This is a genomic window from Mycobacterium tuberculosis H37Rv, assembly GCF_000195955.2.
GTDB classification, from domain to species: Bacteria; Actinomycetota; Actinomycetes; order Mycobacteriales; family Mycobacteriaceae; genus Mycobacterium; species Mycobacterium tuberculosis.
Genome location: NC_000962.3, coordinates 4,178,279 through 4,196,704 on the forward strand (window position 1 = coordinate 4,178,279; position 18,426 = coordinate 4,196,704).

An 18,426-nucleotide genomic window follows, 5' to 3' on the forward strand; every position below is an offset into this window, starting at 1 on the left:
GACGAGATGTTCGTCGAATACACCAAGAGCATCTGCCCCGTCTGCAAGGTCGTGGTCGACGCCCAGGTCAATATCCGCCACGACAAGGTGTATTTGCGTAAGCGCTGCCGCGAGCACGGAAGTTTCGAGGCCCTGGTGTACGGGGATGCCCAGATGTATTTGGAATCAGCACGATTCAACAAACCGGGCACCTTTCCGCTGCGGTTTCAGACCGAGGTGCGCGACGGCTGTCCCAGTGACTGCGGGCTGTGCCCGGACCACAAGCAACACGCCTGCCTGGGGTTGATCGAGGTCAACACACACTGCAACCTGGACTGCCCGATCTGTTTCGCCGACTCTGGCCACCAACCCGACGGCTACGCCATCACCGCGGCGCAGTGTGAACGGATGCTCGACACGCTCGTTGCCGCCGAGGGTGAACCCGAAGTGGTGATGTTCTCCGGTGGCGAACCGACCATCCACAAACAACTCCTCGAGTTCGTCGACGCCGCCCAGGCCCGCCCGGTCAAGACCGTCATCATCAACACCAACGGCATCCGGCTGGCCTCCGACCGGCGATTCGTCGACCAGCTCGCCACCCGCAACCGTCCCGGCCACCCCGTGCACATCTACCTGCAGTTCGACGGCCTGGACGAGGCAACACATCGTCGAATCCGGGGCCACGATCTGCGGGACGTAAAGCAGCGGGCCCTGGACAACTGCGCCGCGGCGGGCCTGACCGTCAGCCTGGTGGCCGCGGTGGAACGCGGCCTCAACGAGCACGAGCTCGGCGCGGTCATCCGCCACGGCATGGCGCAGCCCGGAGTGCAACCGGTGGTATTTCAGCCGGTCACCCACGCCGGCCGGCATGTGCAGTTCGACCCGCTGACCCGACTGACCAACTCCGACATCATCGCCTGCATCACCGCGCAACTGCCCGAATGGTTCAGGCCCGGTGACTTCTTTCCGGTGCCATGCTGCTTCCCCAGCTGCCGATCGATCACCTACCTGCTCACCGACGGGGAGCATGTGGTCCCGATTCCGCGGCTGCTCAATGTCGAGGACTACCTCGACTACGTCTCCAACCGGGTGATCCCTGACCTGGCGATCCGCGAAGCCTTGGAGAACTTGTGGTCGGCGTCGGCGGTGCCAGGCACCGACACCATGACCGCACAGCTACAGCGGGCTACCGCCGCCCTGAACTGCGCCGAGGGCTGCGGGATCAACCTGCCCGAGGCCCTCACGCACCTCACCGACCGGGTCTTCGCCATCGTCATCCAAGACTTCCAGGATCCCTACACCCTCAACGTCAAACAGCTGATGAAATGCTGCGTGCAACAGATCACCCCGGACGGACGGCTGATCCCGTTCTGCGCCTACAACTCGGTCGGCTATCGAGAGCAGGTGCGTGAACAGCTCACCGGGGTACCGGTACCCGACATTGTGCCCAATGCCATCCCACTCGCCGGGTTGCTGGCGGACGCACCACACGGATCAAAACAGGCCAATACCGGTGGGAGTATCGCCAGGCTCGCGGGGCCAACCCGAGGTGCGCCGATGGCACTGCCACCACAGCAGATCAAAGCGTGTTGCGCCGACGCCTATTCCCGCGACATCGTCGCCTTGCTACTCGGTGACTCCTTTCACCCGGGCGGCGCGACATTGACCCGTAGGTTGGCTGACCAACTCGGGCTGAGGTCGACAGGCGACCCGCGGCGGGTCGCCGACATCGCCGCCGGGCCCGGCGCCTCCGCACGGCTGCTGGCCAGCGACTACGGTGTGGCTGTCGACGGGGTCGACATCAGCGAGATCAACGTGAAGCGCGCCCAAGCCGCCGTCGCGCAAACCGGCCTGACCGAGCGGGTGCGCTTCCACCTGGGCGACGCCGAATCAGTCCCGTTGCCCGACGACACATTCGACGCGCTGGTGTGCGAGTGCGCGTTCTGCACATTCCCGGACAAGAACGCCGCCGCCCAGCAGTTCGCTCGGATTCTGCGTCCTGGTGGCCTGGCCGGCATCACCGATGTCACTGTCGGGGACGGCGGCCTGCCGGCGGAGCTGACCCCATTGGCCGCGTGGGTCGCCTGCATCGCCGACGCCCGAACCGTCACCGACTACACCGACATCCTCGAAGGGGCCGGATTGCGCACCCGCCACATCGAGTCTCATGACGAGAGCCTGCTGGACATGATCGACCGCATCGACGCGCGGATCACCGCCTTGCACGTCGCCGCACCGGAGATCCTCGCCGACAACGGCATTCGCCACGACTCGGTGCGCGATTTCACAGCGCTCGCACGCGCCGCGGTACAAACCGGACGAATCGGATACACGTTGATGATCGCGGAAAAGCCGTGATAATCCAGGAAATGTGGGACAGACCAATCGCATTTCCCGCATCTGAGGAGCGAGCCGCACCGCGTTACTTCGACGTGTTTCCCCCCTTCAAGTCGGTATCCCGGCTCGGCTGCACCCGCTTGGGTTCGCCCGGCATCTTCGGATAGTTCGGCGGATACGGCATGTCACCGAGCCCGCGCTCCTCGTCGGCGGCGGCCAAGTCCAGCAATGGTGCAATCGACTGGGCCACGTCGTCCATGCCGGCCCAGGGGTCGTCGCGGATCTTCACCAGCTCGGGCACCGTGGTCATGGTGTAGTCGTCGGGATCCGCGCCGGCCAGCTCTTCCCAGGTCAACGGCATCGATACCGTCGCGATCGGGGTAGGACGCACCGAATAGGCCGACGCCATGGTGCGGTCGCGGGCGTTTTGGTTGAAGTCGATGAAGATACGCGCGCCCCGTTCTTCCTTCCACCACGACGTCGTCACCGCATCCGGTGCGCGGCGCTCGACTTCCCGGGCCAACGCAATGCCCGCCCGACGCACCTCGACGAAGTCCCAGTCGGTGGCGATGCGCAGGAATACGTGAATCCCTCTACCCCCGGATGTCTTCGGATAACCGACCAGACCGAGGTCGTCCAGCACGGACCGGAGCACATCGACGGCGACCGTACGCGCCTCCACGAAGCCGGTGCCCGGTTGCGGATCTAGATCGATGCGCAATTCGTCGGGGTGCTCGGTGTCGGGGCAGCGCACTTGCCACGGGTGCAGGGTGATTGTGCCCATCTGCGCCGCCCATACGATCGCCGCCGGGTGGGTCACCTTCAGCGCGTCAGCCATCCGCCCCGACGGAAACGTCACCCGGCACGTCTGCAGGTAGTCAGGGCGGTGCCGCGGGATCCGCTTTTGGTAGATCTGCTCGCCGTCGACGCCGTCCGGGAAGCGCTGCAAGTGCGTCGGCCGGTCACGCAGCGCCGTCAGCATCGGACCCCCGGCCACGGCGAAGTAGTACTCAACGAGGCGGCGCTTGGTGCCGTGCGACCCCAGCTTCGGGAAATACATCCTGTCCGGGCTAGTCAACCGCACCGCGATGCCGTCGACGTCGAGTTCCTCAGCTGCCGCCGCCATATCGGAATTCCAGCATGCCGCACGCAAGAATGAGCACATGCAGTTACCCGTCATGCCGCCGGTGTCGCCGATGCTGGCCAAATCGGTCACCGCAATCCCGCCGGACGCGTCGTATGAACCCAAATGGGACGGATTCCGCTCCATCTGCTTTCGCGACGGTGATCAGGTCGAACTGGGTAGCCGCAACGAGCGGCCGATGACCCGCTACTTCCCCGAGCTGGTCGCCGCGATCAGGGCCGAGCTGCCGCATCGCTGTGTGATCGACGGGGAGATCATCATCGCCACCGACCACGGCTTGGACTTCGAGGCGCTGCAACAGCGCATCCATCCTGCCGAGTCGAGGGTGCGAATGCTTGCCGACCGCACACCAGCCTCCTTCATCGCATTCGACCTGCTGGCCCTCGGCGACGACGACTACACCGGGCGACCGTTCAGCGAAAGACGAGCCGCTCTGGTCGATGCCGTAACTGGTTCGGGGGCCGACGCTGACCTGTCGATCCACGTCACCCCGGCAACCACCGACATGGCGACCGCACAACGATGGTTCTCCGAGTTCGAGGGGGCCGGTCTAGACGGTGTCATCGCCAAACCGCCGCACATCACCTATCAACCGGACAAACGCGTTATGTTCAAGATCAAACACCTGCGGACCGCCGATTGCGTGGTGGCCGGCTACCGGGTGCACAAGTCCGGCAGTGACGCGATCGGCTCACTGCTGCTAGGGCTTTACCAGGAGGACGGCCAACTCGCGTCGGTCGGCGTGATCGGCGCGTTCCCCATGGCCGAACGACGCCGGCTATTAACCGAGCTGCAGCCGCTGGTCACCAGCTTCGACGACCACCCATGGAACTGGGCCGCCCACGTTGCCGGCCAGCGCACCCCACGTAAGAACGAGTTCTCCCGCTGGAATGTCGGCAAAGACCTGTCGTTCGTGCCGCTGCGACCCGAGCGGGTGGTCGAGGTCCGCTACGACCGCATGGAAGGCGCGCGGTTCCGCCACACCGCACAGTTCAACCGGTGGCGCCCCGACCGCGACCCACGCTCATGCAGCTATGCCCAGCTCGAACGCCCGCTCACCGTCAGCCTCTCCGACATTGTGCCGGGCCTACGCTAAGGTGCGACCCTCTTCGGTCAGTTGATCCCCGGTGGGCCGATCGGCTCGGGCGCCACATCCGGGTCGGTTCGTTGCGTTCGGCCGCGTAACATCTGCGGCATGGCGGTGCTGCCCGCGTGCCGGTTGGGACTTGTCGTCTGTGTGGCGACCGCAGTGATCACAGCAACCATGGTGTTGGCTACGCCGAGCTATGCATGCGCCTGCGGTGCCGCGGTCACAGCACATGGCTCCCAAGCAACTTTGAATCATGAAGTCGCGCTGCTTCATTGGGACGGGACGACCGAGACGATCGTCATGCAGCTGGCAATGAACGCCGATACCGACAACGTTGCCTTGGTAGTGCCCACCCCGACGCCGGCGATAGTTACAACCGCGGACCAGTCCACGTTCGGCGAGCTGGACACGCTCAGTGCGCCGTTGATCGAGCATCAGCGACATTGGAGCTTAAGGCGCGGTGTCGGTGCCTCCGGTCCCCAGGAGGCCGCCGCCCGGGCCCCGCATGTGCTCAACCAGGTTCGCCTTGGCCCGCTGGAGGCCACCACCTTGACCGGCGGGGATCTGAGCGGCCTGCAGACTTGGTTGTCTGACAACGGCTATGCGATTCGACCGGCGGTGTCAGCGGCGCTGGATCCCTACGTGCGTGACGGATGGGCGTTCGTGGCGATCCGGCTGACCAGCACCGACCTGATAGTGGGCGGGCTCGATCCGGTGCGGATGACCTTCCGATCGTCGCGGTTGGTGTATCCCATGCGGCTATCGGTCGCCGCCCAGGAGCCGCAACATGTCACCATCTTCACCCTGTCCGATCACCGGCAGCAGCGCACCGACGCCGACGCTGCCACACAGACAACCCACGTCCGGTTCGCGGGCGACATGTCCACTGCGGTTCGTGACCCTCTGTTGCGCGAGCTGATCGGCAACCACGGCTCATATCTGACCAAGGTCGAGGTGGACATCTATCAGACATCGCGAATCTCTTCGGATTTCACGTTCGGCAACGCACCAAACGACGATCCGTACCGGCAGGTGGTCACCGTTTACGACGATGTCGCACTCCCCCCGCTGCTGCTGGTGGTCGTGTCGGCGATCGCGGTGGGCGCGGCGGGCGGGGCCGTTGTGGTGGTTCTGCGGCGACGGCGGCGCGCCCACACTGGGTAGTCCGCCACGGTGAGGGCGCTCAGCGAGGCAGGGATTCTGGTCCTTCAGACAAACCCGCCACGGCCGGGTGCGCCATCAACCGGTCGAGAAAACCCCGCTGCCCCTTGAGCAGTTTGGTGCGTGCCCGCGCTACCGGAAACCAGCTCACCCGGTCGACCTCGGGGAACTTACGCATCTTGCCCGAGCCCTTCGGCCAGTCCAATTCGAAGGTGCTGCTTCGTGCGTCGGTGATGTCCAGATCCGCCCGGACACCGAACACGGTCACCACCTTGCCGCCGGACTGTTTCAGCGACCCGAAGTCGATTCGCGGCCCGTCAGGCACGCACAACCCGATCTCCTCGGAGAACTCGCGCCGGGCGGCCAGCCACGGATCTTCGCCGCCGGTGTATTCGCCCTTCGGGATCGACCAAGCGCCGTCGTCCTTTCCCGCCCAAAACGGGCCGCCCGGATGCGCCAGAAGGACGTCGACGACACCGGCGCGCGCCCGATACAGCAGCACACCCGCGCTGAGCTTGGGCATGAGTACGGGTTCTTTAGATCCCGACGGCCTGTTCCAGATCCTTCAGCGACGATTCCAGGTGCGCAAGCAGCCGCTGCAAGTGGGGCACACTGCGACGGCACCCGACCAGTCCGAAGTCGAGATTCCCAGCATTGTTCACCAGGGTGATGTTCAACGCTTGACCGTCCGGGATGTTCGACAATGGGTAACTACCGTCAAGCCGGGCCGTGCCGTAGTAGAGCGGGTCTACCGGCCCCGGCACATTCGAGATGACGATGTTGAACGGTGGCGGCACTGCCGACAAGAAACCCGGTACACCCGCCAACGTCAGCGGCGCCATATTCAATGCCGACAATGCAAGCACCTGCAGCTGCGGCAATTCGGAGAGCACTTTCTTGTTGCCGTCCATGGACGCGCTGATGGTCTGAATCCGTTGCGCTGGGTCGTCGACATGGGTGGCGAGATTGCACAGGACGCTGCCGACCAAGTTGCCGCCGGCGTCAGCGTCCTCTTTGGAGCGTAGGCTCACCGGAACCATCGCGATCAGCGGTCTGTCCGGCAGCGCATTCCGCTCTATCAGGTAGTAGCGCAACGCACCGGCACACATCGCCAGGACGGCGTCGTTGACGGTCACACCGGCGGCCTGCTTGACGCTCTTGATCCGGTCCAGCGACCAGGACTGCGCAGCGCACCGGCGGGCTCCCCCGACCTTGACGTTGAACATGCTGTGTGGCGCCGCGAACGGCAGCGTCAACTGCTGCTCGAGTAGCGCCGCACGAGCCAGCTTCAGCGTCGACGGTGCAAGTCCGACAACGGATCCCGCCATCTTGAACAGCGCATCCAACAGTGACGAGCCGTCCGATGGCGGGCGCGTACGTGGGCGCGGAGGCAGGTTCCAGATGGCGCGCACCTCGGCGTCGTCCGGGTCAGCCGACAGCGTGCGCTGCGCCAGCTTCATCGCCGAAACACCGTCGATCAGGGCGTGGTGCATTTTGGTGTACATAGCAAACCGGCCGTCGTTCAGCCCCTCCACCACGTGCAGCTCCCACAGCGGGCGGTGGCGATCGAGCAGGCTGGTATGCAGCCTTGAGGTCAGCTCGAGCAGATCGCGGACTCGTCCTGGCGAGGGCAGCGCCGAGCGGCGAACGTGGTAATCGATGTCGATGTCGTCGTCATAAGCCCATGCCACACGGGCGATTCCACCCCCGATCGTCGCAGGGTGCTTTCGGAACATGGGCTGGAATTCGTCGTTGGCAACCAAACGCTCGGTGAACTCACGGACGAACTCAGGACCAGCTCCCTGCGGTGGCTCGAACAACGACAAGCCACCCACATGCATGGGGTGTTCACGAGATTCAATGAAAAGAAACATCGAGTCGTTGGGCATCATCAGATCCATGCACCCATTACACCCATTACCGAGTGATCCGGGAAGGCTTCTGTGGTGCCCGAGGTTCGGCAAGTCGCAAGAACATCGCCGCCCAGCTGACTTCGGGATGACAACGCATGTAGTCCGGAGCGGCTTGAGGTTGCAACGTCGGGTGGGCGAAGTAGTCCGGCTGAGAGGTATTGGTGGCAGCATGGGTTTGTGACCTCAATGTCGTTGGCCTGGGATGTGGTGTCGGTCGACAAGCCGGACGATGTCAACGTCGTGATCGGCCAGGCGCACTTCATCAAAGCGGTCGAAGACCTGCACGAGGCCATGGTCGGCGTGAGCCCATCGCTACGGTTCGGGCTCGCCTTTTGCGAGGCTTCCGGGCCCCGGTTGGTTCGACATACCGGCAACGATGGCGATTTGGTCGAACTCGCGACCCGCACTGCGCTGGCCATCGCGGCCGGGCATAGCTTCGTGATCTTCTTACGTGAGGGGTTTCCCATCAACATCCTCAACCCGGTGCAGGCGGTGCCCGAGGTCTGCACGATCTACTGCGCCACAGCCAATCCGGTCGACGTTGTCGTCGCGGTGACCCCGCATGGTCGCGGCATCGTGGGTGTTGTCGACGGGCAGACCCCTCTGGGAGTGGAGACCGATCGCGACATTGCGCAGCGGCGTGACCTGTTGCGCGCCATCGGTTACAAGCTCTGATACGGGCCGCCGGTCCGCCCTTGACAGCGGGACGTCCGCCGCAGAGGGTCGACGGCATGTCCGTGGTGCGCGGGACCGCTCTGGCTAACTACCCGAGCCTGGTTGCCGGGTTGGGCGGTGACCCGGCCACTCTGCTACGGGCCGCGGGTGTTCGGGATCAGGATGTCGGCAACTATGACGCGTTCATTTCGATCCGGGCAGCGATTCGGGCAATCGAATCGGCCGCAGCGGTCACCGCCACAATGGATTTCGGGAGACGATTGGCACAGCGGCAAGGGATTGAGATCCTGGGACCGGTCGGTGTGGCGGCCCGCACGGCCGCCACGGTCGGTGACGCTCTGGCGATCTTCAACACCTTCATGGCGGCCTACAGCCCAGTTATCGCCATCCGGATCACGCCGCTGGCCGGACAGCGGTCATTTATTGCACTCGAGTTCCTGCTCGACGAGCCGGCGTCGTATCCGCAGACCATGGAGCTGGCGCTCGGGGTGGCGCTCGGGGTGATCCGGTTGTTGTTGGGCGCTGACTACGCCCCACTGGCCGTGCACTTACCCCACGACCCACTCACACCCGAAGCCTTCTACCTGCAGTACTTCGGCTGCCGGCCTTACTTCGCCGAACGTGTTGGTGGTTTCACCATGCGCACCGCGGACCTGAGCCGTCCCCTCAACCGCGACGATGTCGCCCACCGGGTGGTCGTCGACTACCTGAGCAGCATCACGCCGCTGGGCGAGGGGATCGTGGAATCGGTGCGCACCATCGTGCGCCAGCTGCTGCCCACCGGAGCGGCGACGCTCAACGTGGTCGCCGAGCAGTTCCACCTGCACCCGAAAACGCTGCAACGTCGACTTGCGGAGGAGAACACCACATTCGTTATTCTGGTCGATCGGGTCCGCAAGGATGTCGCTGATCGCTACCTAAGGACCACCGGGATCGGCCTTACCCATTTGGCACGTGAACTGGGCTACGCCGAACAAAGCGTGTTGACCCGCTCGTGCAAACGCTGGTTCGGAACCGGACCGGCCGCCTACCGCAACCAGGCCAGGTTACAGACAACCGTGAGCGCACCTGGCAGCGGGCGTGGTCCGAATCCAGGTAACGTCTCAGTATCCTGCTGACCGATGGATCAAGATCGATCGGACAACACGGCATTGCGCCGTGGTCTGCGAATTGCCCTGCGCGGGCGCCGCGATCCGCTGCCCGTGGCGGGCCGGCGGAGCCGGACCTCCGGCGGAATCGATGACCTGCACACCCGGAAGGTGCTTGACCTGACCATCCGGCTCGCCGAGGTGATGTTGTCGTCCGGCTCTGGCACCGCGGATGTCGTCGCCACAGCCCAGGACGTGGCTCAGGCCTACCAGCTCACCGATTGCGTTGTCGACATCACCGTTACCACCATCATCGTGTCCGCGCTAGCGACCACAGACACTCCGCCGGTCACCATCATGCGGTCGGTCCGGACCCGGTCCACTGACTACAGCCGGCTGGCCGAACTCGATCGACTCGTTCAGCGGATAACCTCCGGTGGCGTCGCAGTCGACCAGGCTCACGAGGCTATGGACGAGTTGACCGAACGGCCCCACCCCTACCCGCGCTGGCTCGCGACCGCGGGGGCGGCGGGCTTCGCACTCGGCGTCGCCATGTTGCTCGGCGGAACCTGGCTGACCTGCGTCTTGGCTGCCGTGACGTCTGGCGTGATCGACCGACTGGGCCGGCTGCTGAACCGGATCGGGACCCCGTTGTTCTTCCAGCGCGTGTTCGGCGCGGGGATCGCGACCCTGGTCGCGGTGGCGGCTTACCTGATCGCCGGCCAGGATCCGACCGCGCTGGTGGCCACCGGAATCGTTGTGCTGCTGTCTGGGATGACCTTGGTGGGTTCGATGCAGGACGCGGTCACCGGGTACATGCTCACCGCACTCGCCCGGCTTGGCGACGCCCTGTTCCTGACCGCAGGGATCGTCGTCGGCATCCTCATCTCGTTGCGGGGCGTCACCAATGCCGGCATCCAGATCGAACTGCATGTCGACGCAACCACGACGCTCGCCACCCCGGGCATGCCGCTACCGATTCTCGTCGCGGTAAGCGGTGCGGCGCTGTCCGGCGTGTGCCTGACGATCGCGAGCTATGCGCCGCTACGTTCTGTGGCCACCGCCGGACTCTCGGCCGGACTCGCCGAACTGGTGCTCATCGGACTCGGCGCGGCCGGGTTCGGCCGAGTGGTCGCCACCTGGACCGCCGCGATCGGCGTCGGCTTCTTGGCCACCCTGATCTCAATCCGTCGGCAGGCTCCCGCCTTGGTGACGGCCACCGCCGGCATCATGCCGATGCTGCCGGGCCTTGCGGTCTTCCGTGCCGTGTTCGCGTTCGCCGTCAATGACACACCCGACGGCGGTCTGACCCAGCTGCTGGAAGCGGCCGCGACTGCACTCGCGCTTGGCAGCGGGGTGGTGTTGGGCGAGTTCCTCGCCTCACCATTGCGGTACGGCGCCGGCCGGATCGGCGACCTCTTTCGGATCGAGGGTCCACCCGGGCTCCGGCGGGCGGTCGGCCGTGTGGTGCGCCTACAGCCGGCCAAGAGCCAGCAGCCGACCGGCACCGGTGGCCAACGGTGGCGAAGCGTCGCGCTGGAGCCGACGACGGCCGACGACGTGGACGCCGGCTATCGCGGCGATTGGCCCGCTACCTGCACCAGCGCGACCGAGGTGCGCTAGCCAGCCTCGCCAGCGCCGACCAACTGCTCCCAGCTAGCGGGCACCATCGGCACCGACGGACTACCCCCGAACTCACCACCGGCCAACGTGGTCAACCCCGCAGGACGCCCAACGGACTCCTTGCCAGCGGTCCCGGCAAACCCCAACACGCCGGCACCCCGATCCGAAGCCAGCACCGACGCCGACGTGCCCGCGGGAGCTGGCGCCACCGCCGACACCAGCCTGGCCTCCGGTCGCACCGCGGCAGACTCACGCAACGGCGGCGCCGCTGCAGGTCGTACGGCAACGGGCGCCACGTCCGCCGTCTTTAGGCCCACTTCGATAGCCTGCGCGTCCGCACTCGCCAGGTCCGCGAGGTACTGGCCAACGCCGATAGGCACCGCAGTCGACAACGAAGTCGACAACGAGGTCGGCACCGCAATCACGGAGCCGGTGAGCACAAATGGCGATGCGATCACAAGGAGCGGCGGGCCGAAGATGATCGCCAGGACCGCAAAGACGATCGCGTATGCGAAGATCACGAGCGGCAAGATGAGCACGATGATGATCGTGTATGCGACGATTGCAAACAGGATCTCGAGCGATATCAGAAAGAGCTGAATCAATATCTCGATGATGATCCCGATGATGCTGGCGGGGTCCAACGTTGCGGCGGAGATCGCCGGCAGGGCGCTGGCAACGCCAGCACCGCCGTTGAACAGTACCGGAGCCGGTGTGGTTTGCGGTGCCGACGCCAGCGCCGCATCGGAGGTGCCCTCATAGATACTCATCGTGGTGGCCGCCTGAATCCACATCCGCGCATAGTCGGCCTCATTGAGCGCGATCGGGATCGTATTGATTCCAAAGAAATTCGTTCCCAGCAACACCGCATGGCTGGTGTGATTAGCGGCCAACTCGGTCAGCGTCGGCATCGCCGCCAGCGCGCTGGCATATGCCGTGGTCATAACCTCATGCTGGGTGGCCAGCCGCGCACTGTCGGCACTGGATTTAGTTAGCTAGGCTAGATAAGGTAGGTGGGCGGCCACATAAGCTTCGGCGCTCGGACCCTCCCACGCCCCGCCCTGTACCGCTGCCAGCACCGCAGTGAGCTCTTGGGCTGCCGAAGCATACTCCGCACTCAGCGATGTCCATTCCGCGGCAGCCGCCTGCAACGAAGCCGGGCCCGGACCGGCGCTGAGCAACGCCGAATGCACCTCCGGCGGCGAGGCAAACCAGATGGGCGCCGTCATAGTGAGCCCCCTGAAACCGAATCCACCGCCGGCGACAGCGCGGCCGCCGCCAAACCATCAGGAACTACCCCCTGCGTCACTCCTCGTACTCCTTCGGTCATCTCACCGACCAACCGCAGCCGAAAGCCGGTCAGTCAACTGACTGGGCCAAGTCGCACACATGACGGACTATAGATCTCACGCAATATAGCGATAATCGATCATTTCCACGAGCTACGATGCTCGAGTTGCCCAGCCAGCAAGATACGTCCCTTTACACCAGGCAGATAAACTGGGCTGGCTTTGGTCAAACCCAGCGCGACCCGCAGCACTTCCTCATAGCCCGACCGCGCGCTCCAGTTCCTTCAACGAGGTCTCCAGATGGCTGAGTACCCGCTGCACGTGTGGAACGCTGCGGCGGCAACCCACGACTCCGAAGTCGAGACTATCGGCGGTGCTGGTCAGGGTGATGTTGAGCGCTTGTCCGTCGAGCACCAACGACATTGGATAGTTGCCGACCATCCTGGCGCCGTTGAAGTACAGCGGTTCGCGCGCACCGGGCACGTTCGAGATGCACACATTAAACGGCGGTGGCGTTGCCTTGGCCAAGCCCGGCAGGGTGTTCAGCGCAGCTGGGCTCAACAGCAGCAGTGACACCGCCAACGCCTGGGCGCGGGGCAGCTGCGATAGTACGTTCTTATTACCGCGCATCGAAGCGTGGATGGCGTTCAGCCGGTCGGCTGGATCATCAAGGTGGGTGGCCAGATTACACAACACCGCCCCGACCATGTTGCCGCCGACCGAGTCGCGGTCGGTGCGCAGGCTCACCGGAACCATCGCAACCAGCGGCGTGTCCGGCAGCGCGTCGTTGTCGTCCAGATATTCGCGAAGTGCGCCGGCGCACATCGCCAGCACCACGTCGTTGAGGCTGACCCCGGCCGCGTCTTTCACCGCCTTGACCCGGTCCAACGGCCAGGACTGCGCGGCGCAGCGCCGCGCTCCCCCGACGGCGACATTGAGCATGGTGTGCGGGGCCCCGAAGGGCAGTGTCAACTGTTGTTCGATCAACGCGGAACGCGCCAGTCGCAACGTTGAGGGAGCGAGCCCGGCAACCGATCCCAGCATGCCCCCCAGCTGTTGCAGGCGGCCGCGCCGTCGCTTGATGGCGGTGTGCTGCGTCGCCGGTGACCAGGCGGTGCGCAACTTGCCCTCGATGGGGTCGGTGGTCATCGGCTGGCGCATCAGCGTAAGTCCGGACACCCCGTCGACCAGGGCGTGGTGCATCTTCGAATAGATCGCAAAGCGTCCATCCCGGAGGCCCTCGATCACGTGTGTTTCCCAGAGCGGGCGGTGCCGGTCGAGCAGATTGGAGTGTAACCGTGACGTCAGTTCCAGCAGCTCACGCACCCGGCCCGGCGCCGGCAGGGCAGACCGCCGCGCGTGGTAGCCGAGGTCGACGTCAGCGTCGGTCGACCAGCCGAGGTTGATGAGTGCACCGTGAAGCGACGTGGGGCGCTTGCGAAATAGCGGTGCTATCTCGCGGCACTGAAGCATCGCCTGATAGGTTTCCCGCACAAACCCACGTCCCGCCCCCGCGGGTGGCTCGAACAGTTGCAGCGCGCCGACATGCAGCGGATGCTCTCGCGACTCGGCTGATAAGAACAGCGCATCGATCGGTGACATCAGTTCCATGGCGTGCTCCTGGTGATGCGCTTCACCGTCAGCCGGCTCGCCGAAGCCGACGTCGTAAAGCGCAGGTGATCGTCGTCGACCGGGCCCTCGCGCAACACCTTGAGGTCCGCCAGGGGGCTTCGGCGCCCTGCAGCGGCCGGGTCGGCATGGCTGCGGGCAGCTGCGGACAGCAGATGGTGTGCCCGGGTGCGTCCATGTGGGCCGGCGAAGTTGGACACGTCGCTGAGCAGGAAACCCTTGAATGCCACCTTCTCGGCAACGTCCACGGCGACTCCGTCGACCGAGAGGTTGATGCCACCGAAGGCCAGCAGATTGAGGCCGGTGGCAGTGATGCTGATGTCGGCCGCCAATTCGCGTCCGGATTGCAGCCGGATTCCGTTTTCGGTAAAAGTATCGATCGCCTCGGTGACCACCGAGGCCCGGCCGTCGCGGATGGCCTTGAACATGTCGGCATCTGGCACCGCGCACAGGCGTTGGTCCCATGGGTTGTAGACCGGCTTGAAGTGCTCGTCGGCCGGATATCCGGCGGCCAGCTGCTTGGCGTTGAGATGACGGATCAGTCGCCGGGCGGCTCTCGGATACCGTTGGCATAACCGCCACACCAACCGTTGCTTGGCGATGTCTTTGCGCCGGGTGACGGCGTAGGCCCGATCGCGGCCTATCATTTGGGCATGGTTACCGCGCCGGCGGTCTGGGCCATGGCCGGCACCAGCGTGACCGCGGTCGCGCCGCTGCCGATGATCACCATCCGCAGCTCATGGTGACGTGTTCGCCGGTGTCGAAGCGTTCGATCTCCACCAGCCAGCGAGCGTCCTCGGTGGACCATGATGGCGTCCGCGCTGGCGGTCGCCTTCTCGTGCTGCCACGGCTTGAACTCATAGCTGAACGTGTGCAGGTCGGAGTCGGATCGAATTGCTGGATACCGGGCTTCAACGATCGCGAATGTCTTGGCCGGCTGCATTGTCTTTAGGTAGTAGGCGGCGCCAGTGCCGGAGATGCCGGCGCCAACGATCAGCACGTCGACGTGTTCGATGCTGGCTGACTGCTCGGAGTGCACGGCGTACTTCCTGTTCGGGCGAAGGCTGACCCGCGACTTCGTTGTCAACCGGGGGTGGTGTGCGTCACCGAACTCACTGTGCACCAGCACTCGGCCTTGAGTCTTGACACTAGAAGACAACAATTTGACTTTTCAAGACACAGCGTCACCTGTGCGCGGTGCCAGCGGCGCGGCGCCAGGCCGTGTGGCGCAGTAGGCGCAGCCCATTGAGTCCGACGATGATGGTGGAACCTTCGTGTCGGGCGACGCCCAGTGGCAATGGCAACGTGAAGGCCAGGTCCCACACAACGAGCCCGGCGATGAATGTCACGGCCACGATGAGGTTGGCGACCACGATGCGGCGGGCTCGCCGCGACATGGCGATAACGGTGGGAATGGTGGTCAGGTCATCGCGGACGACGACGGCGTCGGCGGTCTGCAGGGTGAGTTCCGATCGGGCGCTGCCCATGGCGATGCCGACATGCGCGGCCGCTAAGGCCGGAGCGTCGTTGATACCGTCACCGACCACGGTCAATCTGGCACCTCCAGCTTGCAGCTGCCGCACGGCTGCGACCTTGTCGTCGGGCAGTAGCCCGGCCCGTACGTCGTCGATGCCAACCTGTACACCGAGCCGATCGGCGGTGGCCCGGTTGTCGCCGGTAAGCAATACCGGTTTGGCCCCGGTCAGTTTGGTCGCAGCGGAAATCGCCGCGGCGGCTTCGGGGCGAAGCTGATCGGTGATGGCGAGTAGCCCGACGGGATGGCTATCGCATACCACGACGACGACGGTGTAGCCCTCGCCTTGCAGAAAGTCGACCGCCGTGATCATGGAAGCTTCGAGCGCGGCGGCGCCGGCAGTGCCCAGCAGTGCCGTCGCCGATCCGACCGCAATGACGTGGCCATCGACGCGGGCGGTGACACGGCAACCTGGGTGTGCGGTGAACTCGCCGACGGTCGGCAGCCGGATGCGGCGAGACTGGGCGGCTTTCACGATGGCCGCACCCAGTGGGTGCTCACTGGGATACTCCGCTGCAGCCGCAAGCCGCAGCAGTTCATCATCGGTGAATCGTCGTTCGTACACCCAGATGCCGGCGAGTTCGGGGGTACCGCGGGTAAGGGTGCCGGTCTTGTCGAACGCGATCCGTGTGGTGGTTCCAAGTTGTTCCATCACGATCGCGGACTTGGCGAGCACCCCGTGGCGGCCGGCGTTGGCGATTGCGGCCAATAGTGGCGGCATGGTGGCCAGCACGACCGCACACGGCGACGCGACGATCATGAACGTCATGGCTCGCAGCAACGCCCGCTGCAGGGTCTCCCCCCATAGCGGGGGCACCGCGAATACGGCGAGGGTCACGGCGACCATGCCGATCGAGTAGCGTTGTTCGACTTTCTCGATGAACAGCTGGGTGCGCGCCTTGGTCTGGCTGGCCTGTTCAACCAGGGTGGCAATGCGAGCGACGACGGAATCCCGCGCGAGCCGGTCGACCCGGATCCGCAGGGCGCCGGTGCCGTTGACAGTGCCGGCGAACACCTGATCGCCGATTGACTTGTCGACGGGCAGCGGCTCTCCGGTGACGGTGGCCTGATCGACTTCGCTGCCGCCGGCAAGCACGGTTGCGTCCGCCGAGATGCGCTCACCGGGCCGTACCAGCACGATGTCCCCAATCCTTAGGTCGGCGGCGTTGACCGTTTCCTCACCACCGCCGGCGCCCACGCGGGTCGCGGTGCCCGGCGCGAGGCCCATTAGCCCACGCACCGAGTCCGCGGTGCGGGCCGTTACCAGTGCTTCCAGAGCACCGGAGGTTGCGAAGATGACAATGAGCAGAGCGCCCTCGGCGATCTGCCCGATGGCGGCCGCGCCGATCGCCGCGACCACCATCAGCAGATCGACATCTAGGGTCCTTCGCTGTAGCGCCTGTAGCCCGGCCAGCCCTGGCTCCCAACCGCCGGTCGCGTAGCACGCCAGAAACAGCGCCCACCGCACCCATTGCGGTGCTCCGCACAGCTGTGTCAGTAGTCCCGCTGAAAACAGGCCCAACGCCAGCGCGGCCCAACGCATCTCCGACAACGCGAACAGCTTGGTTCGGCGCGCTAGGACCAACGGCGACGCTGAGGTGCACCGGGCGGGAGAGAGTTCACGAACAGCCACCCGGCCAACATATCAGAATATATGATCATATGTTCATTTATTTCTTTGGGGATAGGCTGCCTAACCATGGGGCACGGGGTCGAAGGCAGGAATCGTCCGTCAGCGCCGTTGGATTCCCAGGCCGCCGCGCAGGTCGCGTCCACACTGCAGGCGTTGGCGACTCCGAGCCGGCTGATGATCCTCACCCAGCTACGGAACGGCCCGCTTCCGGTAACCGACCTCGCCGAGGCTATTGGAATGGAACAGTCCGCCGTCTCGCATCAACTTCGAGTGTTGCGGAATCTCGGCTTGGTCGTGGGCGACCGGGCAGGCCGTAGCATCGTCTACAGCCTCTACGACACGCATGTGGCGCAGCTTCTTGACGAAGCCATTTACCACAGCGAGCACTTGCACCTTGGTCTCTCCGACCGGCACCCCAGCGCGGGCTAAGCGGTCAGGCTCATAAGCTCGCGGGTCACTTTCACCCATGACCGGCGAGCTTTACAGACCCCAGCGCCTCAAGGGGCACCACCTCAAGGGCGCAGCCACCGTGGCGGGCGCGCAATCGACAGGTCGTTGCCGACCGAGCGCTGGTGTGCCAGGAATTCGGTGGTCATGACGGCGCAGATGGTGTGCCAACCGAGGTCCTCGGGTCCGGTCGCACAGCAGCCGTCACGATAGAAGCCGGTAAGCGGATCGGTGCCACCCTGTTCCAGGGCGCCGCCCAGCACATTGCAATCGGACATGGACCTAAGTGTCTAAGCTGCGCCAGCCACGCCGTCGGACCTATCAGCTAATTCGGCGCGCGTCGCGGCGCACTATTCCCGCGCGAGGGTCTGGCCGGGTCGCGGAATTGCTTCGAGCAAGCAGGCGGCCGCCCTGACGTCGGCGTCCGAATACATCCGGGCGATCGCGGTAAACACCTCGCCCGCCTTTCTCAGCTCTTCCTGCGCCGCTTGATTCAGCGCCAGCAGCCCGGTGGCCGCCGTCGTGAACGCCGTTACCGCCCACGCCGACACCTCCTCGGCCCCGGCGGGCAATAGCGAGCTCAGCGAGACCCACGCCACCGCACCGGCCTGTAGCCCTTGGAATGCGTTGTTGACGACCTGCGATCCGATGTCGGCAACGGCCGGATCGAATGACATGGACTGCATGTGTCTCTCCCTAGATTGCGCGGGCTCGGGCCCCAACGACGAGATCTAAGCGAGGAATTCAGTTGTCGGTAGCGATAGTAGTAATAGGATATAGTCCGCGCTGACGAAATAGAAGACGAGATATGCCGTCGCACTGAATAATTTGTCACCAAGGGCGCTGCCGCCCCGTGCTACCCCTGGGCATGTTGTCCACCTGCG

General features: G+C 64.9%; 18 protein-coding genes. 7 read left to right on the top strand and 11 right to left on the bottom strand.

Translation table 11 applies throughout. The features are described 5' to 3' along the window. Positions 1-6: 6 nt before the first annotated feature. A complete protein-coding gene (locus Rv3729) occupies positions 7-2,337 on the top strand; it encodes a transferase (RefSeq protein NP_218246.1) in 2,331 nt (776 codons plus the stop codon). Between the two features lie 64 nt (positions 2,338-2,401). Here Rv3729 and Rv3730c read toward each other — a convergent pair whose 3' ends face one another. Beyond that, positions 2,402-3,442, bottom strand: a complete 1,041-nt coding sequence (locus Rv3730c; protein NP_218247.1) for a hypothetical protein — start codon at positions 3,440-3,442, stop codon at positions 2,402-2,404. A gap of 37 nt (positions 3,443-3,479) precedes the next feature. On the opposite strand from Rv3730c, the gene ligC reads away from it, so the two are divergent. Then, a complete protein-coding gene (gene ligC / locus Rv3731) occupies positions 3,480-4,556 on the top strand; it encodes a DNA ligase C (protein ID NP_218248.1) in 1,077 nt (358 codons plus the stop codon). 99 nt (positions 4,557-4,655) lie between these two features. Then, positions 4,656-5,714, top strand: a complete 1,059-nt coding sequence (locus Rv3732) for a hypothetical protein (protein NP_218249.1) — start codon at positions 4,656-4,658, stop codon at positions 5,712-5,714. A gap of 19 nt (positions 5,715-5,733) precedes the next feature. On the opposite strand, the gene Rv3733c is transcribed toward Rv3732, so the two are convergent. Next, positions 5,734-6,234, bottom strand: a complete 501-nt coding sequence (locus Rv3733c; RefSeq protein ID NP_218250.1) for a hypothetical protein — start codon at positions 6,232-6,234, stop codon at positions 5,734-5,736. A gap of 13 nt (positions 6,235-6,247) precedes the next feature. After that, positions 6,248-7,612 (bottom strand): diacyglycerol O-acyltransferase, encoded by a 1,365-nt coding sequence (gene tgs2 / locus Rv3734c; RefSeq protein NP_218251.1) that lies wholly within the window; start codon positions 7,610-7,612, stop codon positions 6,248-6,250. A gap of 198 nt (positions 7,613-7,810) precedes the next feature. Here tgs2 and Rv3735 point away from each other — a divergent pair, with 198 nt between their 5' ends. The 3 genes from Rv3735 to Rv3737 are packed head-to-tail and all read left to right on the top strand — an operon-like array spanning position 7,811 to position 11,010. Beyond that, positions 7,811-8,299, top strand: a complete 489-nt coding sequence (locus Rv3735; protein NP_218252.1) for a hypothetical protein — start codon at positions 7,811-7,813, stop codon at positions 8,297-8,299. 56 nt (positions 8,300-8,355) lie between these two features. After that, a complete protein-coding gene (locus tag Rv3736) occupies positions 8,356-9,417 on the top strand; it encodes an AraC/XylS family transcriptional regulator (RefSeq protein NP_218253.1) in 1,062 nt (353 codons plus the stop codon). Positions 9,418-9,420: 3 nt separating this feature from the next. Then, positions 9,421-11,010, top strand: coding sequence for a transmembrane protein (locus Rv3737; RefSeq protein ID NP_218254.1), 1,590 nt, complete (start codon positions 9,421-9,423; stop codon positions 11,008-11,010). Here Rv3737 and PPE66 read toward each other — a convergent pair. From PPE66 to ctpJ, 6 genes are all read right to left on the bottom strand, one after another. Continuing rightward, positions 11,007-11,954 carry a PPE family protein PPE66 gene (PPE66, locus tag Rv3738c; RefSeq protein YP_178009.1) on the bottom strand — a complete coding sequence of 316 codons (948 nt, stop codon included), beginning with the start codon at positions 11,952-11,954 and terminating at the stop codon, positions 11,007-11,009. The genes Rv3737 and PPE66 overlap by 4 nt on opposite strands. Positions 11,955-12,005: 51 nt before the next feature. Then, on the bottom strand, positions 12,006-12,239 hold the full coding sequence (PPE67, locus tag Rv3739c; RefSeq protein ID YP_178010.1) for a PPE family protein PPE67: 234 nt from the start codon (positions 12,237-12,239) through the stop codon (positions 12,006-12,008). A gap of 315 nt (positions 12,240-12,554) precedes the next feature. Then, positions 12,555-13,901: a diacyglycerol O-acyltransferase gene (locus Rv3740c; protein NP_218257.1), complete on the bottom strand. Its 1,347-nt coding sequence runs from the start codon at positions 13,899-13,901 to the stop codon at positions 12,555-12,557. Next, positions 13,901-14,575, bottom strand: coding sequence for an oxidoreductase (locus Rv3741c; protein NP_218258.1), 675 nt, complete (start codon positions 14,573-14,575; stop codon positions 13,901-13,903). Before Rv3741c ends, Rv3740c begins: the two co-directional genes overlap by 1 nt. Then, a complete protein-coding gene (locus Rv3742c; RefSeq protein NP_218259.1) occupies positions 14,572-14,967 on the bottom strand; it encodes an oxidoreductase in 396 nt (131 codons plus the stop codon). The genes Rv3741c and Rv3742c overlap by 4 nt, the downstream gene beginning before the upstream one ends. A 145-nt stretch (positions 14,968-15,112) precedes the next feature. Further along, positions 15,113-17,095, bottom strand: a complete 1,983-nt coding sequence (ctpJ, locus tag Rv3743c) for a cation transporter ATPase J (protein ID NP_218260.1) — start codon at positions 17,093-17,095, stop codon at positions 15,113-15,115. Positions 17,096-17,161: 66 nt separating this feature from the next. Between ctpJ and nmtR the strand changes: the two genes are divergently transcribed. After that, positions 17,162-17,524 carry an HTH-type transcriptional regulator NmtR gene (nmtR, locus tag Rv3744; protein NP_218261.1) on the top strand — a complete coding sequence of 121 codons (363 nt, stop codon included), beginning with the start codon at positions 17,162-17,164 and terminating at the stop codon, positions 17,522-17,524. Positions 17,525-17,607: 83 nt separating this feature from the next. On the opposite strand, the gene Rv3745c is transcribed toward nmtR, so the two are convergent. Together Rv3745c and PE34 are read right to left on the bottom strand one after the other, a co-directional pair. Further along, positions 17,608-17,820 carry a hypothetical protein gene (locus tag Rv3745c; RefSeq protein ID NP_218262.1) on the bottom strand — a complete coding sequence of 71 codons (213 nt, stop codon included), beginning with the start codon at positions 17,818-17,820 and terminating at the stop codon, positions 17,608-17,610. 72 nt (positions 17,821-17,892) lie between these two features. Next, positions 17,893-18,228, bottom strand: a complete 336-nt coding sequence (gene PE34, locus Rv3746c; RefSeq protein YP_178011.1) for a PE family protein PE34 — start codon at positions 18,226-18,228, stop codon at positions 17,893-17,895. Positions 18,229-18,426 lie beyond the last annotated feature (198 nt).

Excerpts from the sequence above, each read along its gene's own strand:
- PPE67 (YP_178010.1), bottom strand. The coding sequence starts at position 12,239 with ATGACGGCGCCCATCTGGTTTGCCTCGCCGCCGGAGGTGCATTCGGCG.
- Rv3736 (NP_218253.1), top strand. The coding sequence starts at position 8,356 with ATGTCCGTGGTGCGCGGGACCGCTCTGGCTAACTACCCGAGCCTGGTT.
- Rv3733c (NP_218250.1), bottom strand. The coding sequence starts at position 6,234 with ATGCCCAAGCTCAGCGCGGGTGTGCTGCTGTATCGGGCGCGCGCCGGT.
- Rv3745c (NP_218262.1), bottom strand. The coding sequence starts at position 17,820 with ATGTCCGATTGCAATGTGCTGGGCGGCGCCCTGGAACAGGGTGGCACC.
- Rv3735 (NP_218252.1), top strand. The coding sequence starts at position 7,811 with ATGTCGTTGGCCTGGGATGTGGTGTCGGTCGACAAGCCGGACGATGTC.
- Rv3730c (NP_218247.1), bottom strand. The coding sequence starts at position 3,442 with ATGGCGGCGGCAGCTGAGGAACTCGACGTCGACGGCATCGCGGTGCGG.
- ligC (NP_218248.1), top strand. The coding sequence starts at position 3,480 with ATGCAGTTACCCGTCATGCCGCCGGTGTCGCCGATGCTGGCCAAATCG.
- PE34 (YP_178011.1), bottom strand. The coding sequence starts at position 18,228 with ATGCAGTCCATGTCATTCGATCCGGCCGTTGCCGACATCGGATCGCAG.
- Rv3732 (NP_218249.1), top strand. The coding sequence starts at position 4,656 with ATGGCGGTGCTGCCCGCGTGCCGGTTGGGACTTGTCGTCTGTGTGGCG.
- Rv3740c (NP_218257.1), bottom strand. The coding sequence starts at position 13,901 with ATGTCACCGATCGATGCGCTGTTCTTATCAGCCGAGTCGCGAGAGCAT.
- nmtR (NP_218261.1), top strand. The coding sequence starts at position 17,162 with ATGGGGCACGGGGTCGAAGGCAGGAATCGTCCGTCAGCGCCGTTGGAT.
- PPE66 (YP_178009.1), bottom strand. The coding sequence starts at position 11,954 with ATGACCACGGCATATGCCAGCGCGCTGGCGGCGATGCCGACGCTGACC.
- tgs2 (NP_218251.1), bottom strand. The coding sequence starts at position 7,612 with ATGGATCTGATGATGCCCAACGACTCGATGTTTCTTTTCATTGAATCT.
- Rv3729 (NP_218246.1), top strand. The coding sequence starts at position 7 with ATGTTCGTCGAATACACCAAGAGCATCTGCCCCGTCTGCAAGGTCGTG.
- Rv3741c (NP_218258.1), bottom strand. The coding sequence starts at position 14,575 with ATGATAGGCCGCGATCGGGCCTACGCCGTCACCCGGCGCAAAGACATC.
- Rv3737 (NP_218254.1), top strand. The coding sequence starts at position 9,421 with ATGGATCAAGATCGATCGGACAACACGGCATTGCGCCGTGGTCTGCGA.